General features: G+C 72.0%; 3 protein-coding genes. 1 reads left to right on the top strand and 2 read right to left on the bottom strand.

Annotated elements, in window-relative coordinates; translation table 11 throughout:
* Nucleotides 1-80: 80 nt before the first annotated feature.
* Complete coding sequence (locus ACFVZW_RS28005; protein WP_384526768.1) at nt 81-1,658, bottom strand: NADH-ubiquinone oxidoreductase-F iron-sulfur binding region domain-containing protein; 1,578 nt, start codon at nt 1,656-1,658, stop codon at nt 81-83.
* A complete protein-coding gene (locus ACFVZW_RS28000) occupies nt 1,655-2,860 on the bottom strand; it encodes a hypothetical protein (RefSeq protein WP_384526765.1) in 1,206 nt (401 codons plus the stop codon). Before ACFVZW_RS28000 ends, ACFVZW_RS28005 begins: the two co-directional genes overlap by 4 nt.
* Nucleotides 2,861-3,351: 491 nt before the next feature.
* On the opposite strand from ACFVZW_RS28000, the gene leuS reads away from it, so the two are divergent.
* The gene (gene leuS / locus ACFVZW_RS27995) at nt 3,352-6,219 is read left to right on the top strand and encodes a leucine--tRNA ligase (RefSeq protein ID WP_384526763.1); all 2,868 of its coding nucleotides are present in this window, start codon (nt 3,352-3,354) and stop codon (nt 6,217-6,219) included.
* Nucleotides 6,220-6,312 lie beyond the last annotated feature (93 nt).

Here is a 6,312-nt window from a genome sequence, read left to right as displayed (position 1 = left end):
CTCACAACCCAAACATCACACCCACGACCAACCTCCCCGCCCCCCCCCCCCCCCATAATTCGTGTTCAGGGGGCCGGGTGTCAACCCCGGCCGCTGCCCAGTGCCTTACGGCCGGGGCCCGGCGGAAGGGCCGGCCGCTCCTGGGGACCCTGCTCGATCCGGAGCGCCAGCGCGGGACAGCGGCGTACGGCCCGCTGCGCCCGTCCTCGCAGATGCATCGGCACGGAGGCGTCGGCGAGCGCCGGGTAGCCGTCCGGGCCCAGTCTGATCAGCTCCGGGACGATGTCCGCGCAGAGCCCGTGTCCCTGGCACAGCGTCCAGTCCACGGCCAGCTTCTCGCCGCTCGGGATCGACTCCTCAGCGTCCTGGTAGCCGGCGGCGGGGAGGGGCAGCACGCCGATGGTCGGGCGTCCGCAGCCGCCGTCGAGGACATGGGCGGCCAGATCGTCCGTGAAGGCCGAGAGGGTCGAGGCGAAGAAGCGGGCCGAGCCGTCGGGGTGCTTGCACGCGCCGCGGCCCTTCACCGCCTGCGTGACCTCCCGCAGCGCCTCCAGCGCGGCGGGACCGCCTCCGTTGAGCACGTCCGAGAGGCCGCCGGCCGCCGCGGGCAGACCGAGCCGGCAGGGCCCGCACTGGCCCGCCGTCTCGGCCGCGAGCCAGTTCGCGACCCGTAGGGATTCGCCGATCGGGCAGGTCTCGGGGCCGATCGGCAGGATCGCCCCGGCGCCCAGCGAACCGCCGACGGCCGACAGGGACGCCCGCGAGACGACGGCGTTGTCGACCGCCATCGAGTCGATCCAGTTGCCGTGGTACCCGCCCGTGAGGACGCCCTGGGGCAGCGGCGGGGCCCCGGCCAGCTGGAGCACGTACCGCAGCGGGACGCCCGTCGGCACCTCGACCACCATGGGGCGCGCGACCGCCCCGGAGATCGTCAGCATGACCGTGCCGGGCTCCGCCTCCAGGCCGGTGTGGCCGTAGCGGCGCGGACCGATCCGGGCGGCCACGGCCAGCTGGGCGAACGTCTCGGCGTTGGAGAGCAGTGTGGGTGCCCCGCCCACCCCGGACTCCGCCGCGCGCTCACGGCGGCCGGGGGGCAGCGCGGGGCCGCCGCCGATCGCGCGGATCACCGCCGACGCCTCCCCGGAGACCATGCGTTCGGGAGTTCGGATGACACGCGCGCGTAGAGCCTGCCCACGGCGGTCGGACAGGCCCCGCTCGGCGAGCGCAGAGCGGATGGAGATCTCCGTGGAGTTGCGGGTCACGGCCACGATCAGCGTCCGGGCGCCGAGCGCCTCGGCCGCCAGCAGGGCGCCGTCCAGGATCAGGTGCGGGGCGCGGTTGAGCAGCACCGTGTCCTTGCGGCAGGCGGGCTCGCCCTCACTGCCGTTGACCACCACCACGGGACGTATCCCACGGCGGATCGCCGCCTTGCCGACCGCCCTCAGCTTGCGGCCGAAGGGGAAACCGGCGCCACCGCGCCCGTGGAGGGATATCTCGTCCGCGAGCTGGGCGAGCCGTTCGCCGCTCATCGGATCCAGCGGCCCGTGCACCTTCAGATGCATCTCCAGACCGAGCCGCTCGACCAGGTCGAAGCCCTGGGTGAGCTGAGGCAGACCGACCACGCGGACCTCGGGGACGTCGGGGAGCGGGGCGTTCACGGGCGGTCTCCTGCGGGTGCGGTCCAGGGTTCACCCGCGGGGGGCGGGCTGGAGTAGGTAGGCATCGGGGGCGAGGGCGTGGGCCAGTAGCCGGGACGGAGGGTGGGATCGGGGACGACGGGGAGCTCCTCGGTCATGGGTATGCGCTCGGCGAGCGGGGCGTCGCCGGAGGTGTACGGGTCGGGCGCCGGGGCGGCGGCACGGGACACCGCGCGGTAGGCGGCCGAGAAACCGGCGGAGGTGCCGGGGCCGGCGTTCGGGGCCGGGGGCGGGCTCGGGGGAGCCGTTTCGTAGAGCGGTGAGGTGGGCTCGTAGAGCGGGGGAGCGGACTCGAACAGCGGGGGAGGGGACTCGTACAGCCGGCTGCTCGGTACGGGGGGTGCGAGCGGTTCGGGCGGGGGAGGCAGGGAGGGCCGGCCGGTGGGCCGGTCCAGCCACTCGGCGGACACGGTGGGCGGCTCGTAGCCGCGCTCGCCCTCGTCCTCGGCTCTGGCGGGGGTCTCGGCCGGTTCGCCCGCCTGGTCGGGTCCCTCGGCCCTGGTGCGGCCTTCCAGCGATGCCAGGAGCCCGACGAACCGGTCGGCGAGCGCCCGCTGTGTCGGGGCGGGCAGCATCCGGAGGGAGACGGCCGCGGCGACGGAGGTCAGGGCCAGGCAGTACATGACGACGACCCATGTGGCGGCGGGCCTGCCGGTGTACAGACCGTGGACCAGCGCGAAGCACCAGGCCGGGTACGCCAGCATGTGCAGCGGCCGCCAGCGGGCGGCGAAGCGGCTTCTGCCCGCGAGTGTGCTGCGCAGGGCGCCCGTCGAGGCGGCGACGACCATGAGCAGCCCGGCGAGCGAGCCGAAGCCGATGAGGGCCGACGTGCCCGTGATGCCGAGGCCGAAGGGGATCAGGGCGCCGATCGGCTCGACGTGCCCCAGGGACACCTTGACGGTGGCGTGCAGCAGCAGAAAGCCGAGCGAGGCCACGGCGGTGGCCCGGTGGATGCCCTGGGCGAGCAGCCGGTGCCGCGGGGAGAGCAGCAGCCGGTCGGTGGCGATCAGACCCCAGGCGACCGACGCGGTGAGGGACACCAGCGACAGCACGCCGCTGGTGAAGTCGAGCGCCGCCCGGAAGGCGTCGCTGCCGCCGATGGCGAGCAGCGGAATGATCACCAGCGCCGCGACGGAAAGCCCGCCCTGAACCGGCCGGCTCATACCGGTTCGCTCGGCGGGGGTAGAGCGTTTCTTGCGATGAGGGTTCATAGGGGCGACTCCGAATGGTGCGGATAAGCAGTCCCGTTGCGCCGCATGTTAGGTCGCCCCATACCGACCGGTAGGTGGTTTGCGTGTTTACGGGACTCCCAACGGCCAACTGACTTTGGGGTTGCCCCGGATAGGGGCGATACGCGGAGTAACCTGGGCGCCTCGGGCGGCCGGGAAGCACGGCGTGCCCACGGCGATGTGCCCGCCGAAGGTCGTTCGGCCACGGGTCGGAACGTCGGTGCGGCCCGCTCGGGCCCTGCGGTACCCTGGCGCCATGCGTGCCGTACGCCTTCTGCTTAGCGAGCCGCGCTGATCAGTCCCGACGGATGAAAGATCCGGTCGGAATCGGCGCGGCGTCCCCTCCTGTGCGAGGGGATTTTTCATTTCGTGGCAGTGCAGTTCGCGGGCAGTGGGCAGAGACGATCGATGGAGCTTCAAGGATCATGAGCGAGATGAATTCGGCTGCCGAGACGGCGGCCCCGCATCGTTATACGGCGGCCATGGCCGCCGACATCGAGGCACGCTGGCAGGATTTCTGGGACGCCGAGGGCACCTACGAGGCGACCAACCCGACCGGTGACCTGGCGGGCGACCCGGCGATCGCCGCCCGGCCCAAGAAGTTCATCATGGACATGTTCCCGTACCCCTCGGGCGCGGGCCTGCACGTCGGCCACCCGCTGGGCTACATCGCCACGGACGTCTTCGCCCGTCACCAGCGCATGACCGGCCACAACGTGCTGCACACCCTGGGCTTCGACGCCTTCGGCCTGCCGGCCGAGCAGTACGCCGTGCAGACGGGCACGCACCCGCGCGTGTCCACCGAGGCCAACATGGAGAACATGAAGGTCCAGCTGCGCCGGCTGGGCCTGGGCCACGACAAGCGCCGGTCGTTCGCCACGATCGACCCGGAGTACTACAAGTGGACGCAGTGGATCTTCCTGCAGATCTACAACTCCTGGTACGACGACGAGGCCGGGAAGGCCCGTCCGATCGCCGAACTGGTCGAGCAGTTCGAGAACGGCACCCGTGACGTTCCGGGCTCCACGCGCGCGTGGAGCGAGCTGAGCGCCGTCGAGCGCGCCGACGTCCTGGGCGAGTACCGCCTGGCGTACGCCTCCGACGCGCCGGTCAACTGGTGCCCGGGTCTGGGCACGGTGCTGGCCAACGAGGAGGTCACCGCCGACGGCCGTTCCGAGCGCGGCAACTTCCCCGTCTTCAAGTCCAAGCTGCGCCAGTGGAACATGCGCATCACCGCCTACGCGGACCGCCTGCTGGACGACCTGGACGCGCTGGACTGGCCCGAGGCCATCAAGCTGCAGCAGCGGAACTGGATCGGCCGCTCCGAGGGCGCCCGCGTCGACTTCCAGGTCGGCGAGACCGGTGCGATCACCGTCTTCACCACCCGCCAGGACACCCTGTTCGGCGCCACCTACATGGTGCTGGCCCCGGAGCACGACCTGGTCGAGAAGATCGTCCCGGACGCGTGGCCCGCCGGCACCCACGACGTGTGGACGGGCGGCCACGCCACCCCGGCCGACGCCGTCGCCGCGTACCGCAAGCAGGCCGCCTCCAAGTCCGACGTCGAGCGGCAGGCCGAGGCCAAGGACAAGACCGGCGTCTTCACCGGCGCGTACGCGACCAATCCGGTCAGCGGCGAGCAGGTCCCGGTCTTCATCGCCGACTACGTCCTGATGGGCTACGGCACCGGCGCGATCATGGCCGTCCCCGCGCACGACGCCCGCGACTTCGCCTTCGCGCGCGCCTTCGAGCTGCCGATGCGCTGCGTCGTCGAGCCGAGCGACGACCGCGGCACCGACCCGTCCACGTGGGACGACGCCTTCGCCTCGTACGAGGCGAAGCTGGTCGACTCCGCGAACGACGAGATCTCCCTGGACGGCCTGGGCGTCGTCGAGGCCAAGGCGAAGATCACCGCCTGGCTGGCCGACCGCGGCATCGGCGAGGGCACCGTCAACTTCCGGCTGCGCGACTGGCTGTTCAGCCGTCAGCGCTACTGGGGCGAGCCCTTCCCGATCGTCTACGACGAGGACGGTGTCGCGCACGCGCTGCCCGAGTCGATGCTGCCGCTGGAGCTGCCGGAGGTCGACGACTACTCGCCGCGGACCTTCGACCCGGACGACGCCGACACCCAGCCCGAGACGCCGCTGTCCCGCAACGAGGACTGGGTCGACGTCACCCTGGACCTGGGTGACGGACCGAAGAAGTACCGCCGCGAGACCAACACCATGCCCAACTGGGCCGGTTCCTGCTGGTACGAGCTGCGCTACCTGGACCCGAACAACTCCGAGAAGCTGGTCGACCCGGCGATCGAGCAGTACTGGATGGGCCCGCGCGAGGGCATGCCGACCGGCGGCGTCGACCTGTACGTCGGCGGCGCCGAGCACGCCGTACTGCACCTGCTGTACGCGCGGTTCTGGTCCAAGGTGCTGTTCGACCTGGGCCACGTCTCCTCGGCCGAGCCCTTCCACAAGCTGTACAACCAGGGCATGATCCAGGCCTTCGTCTACCGCGACGCGCGCGGCATCGCCGTGCCGGCGGCCGAGGTCGAGGAGCGCGACGGCGGCTACTGGTACCAGGGCGAGAAGGTCAGCCGCGTCCTGGGCAAGATGGGCAAGTCCCTGAAGAACGCGGTCACCCCGGACGAGATCTGCGCCGAGTTCGGCGCCGACACCCTGCGCCTGTACGAGATGGCGATGGGCCCGCTGGACGTCTCCCGCCCGTGGGACACGCGCGCGGTGGTCGGCCAGTACCGGCTGCTGCAGCGGCTGTGGCGCAACATCGTCGACGAGTCGACGGGTGAGGTCACGGTCGTGGACACCGAGCCCGACGAGGACGTCCTGCGCGCCCTGCACAAGGCGATCGACGGCGTCTCGCAGGACATGGCGGCCATGCGCTTCAACACCGCCATCGCCAAGGTGACCGAGCTGAACAACCACCTGACCAAGGCGGGCGGCGCGGTCTCGCGCTCGGTCGCCGAGCGCCTGGTGCTGCTGGTCGCCCCGCTGGCCCCGCACATCGCGGAGGAGCTGTGGCGCAAGCTGGGCCACACCGACTCGGTCGTCCACCAGGACTTCCCGGTCGCCGACCCCGCGTACGTCGTGGACGAGACCGTGACCTGCGTCGTGCAGATCAAGGGCAAGGTCAAGGCGCGTCTGGAGGTCTCCCCGTCCATCTCGGACGCGGAGCTGGAGGCGCTGGCGCTGGGCGACGCGAACGTGGTCGCGGCGCTGGGCGGGGCGGAGATCCGCAAGGTGATCGTGCGCGCCCCGAAGCTGGTCAACATCGTCGCCTGACGGTGGCCTGACCGGGGGGGGCGGGGCGGCGGGGCGGGGGCCCGCTGGGGCGGGCCGGGGGGGGCGCCCCGGGGGATGGCCCCCCCCAGCGAG

Origin of the sequence: Streptomyces sp. NPDC059567 (assembly GCF_042735655.1) — a bacterium.
GTDB lineage: Bacteria > Actinomycetota > Actinomycetes > Streptomycetales > Streptomycetaceae > Streptomyces.
The sequence above is the reverse complement of the archived record's forward strand: the minus strand, read 5'-3'. Positions and strand labels throughout refer to the sequence as shown.

Coding starts and splice junctions, on each gene's coding strand:
- ACFVZW_RS28000 (WP_384526765.1), bottom strand. CDS start 2,860: ATGAGCCGGCCGGTTCAGGGCGGGCTTTCCGTCGCGGCGCTGGTGATC.
- leuS (WP_384526763.1), top strand. CDS start 3,352: ATGAGCGAGATGAATTCGGCTGCCGAGACGGCGGCCCCGCATCGTTAT.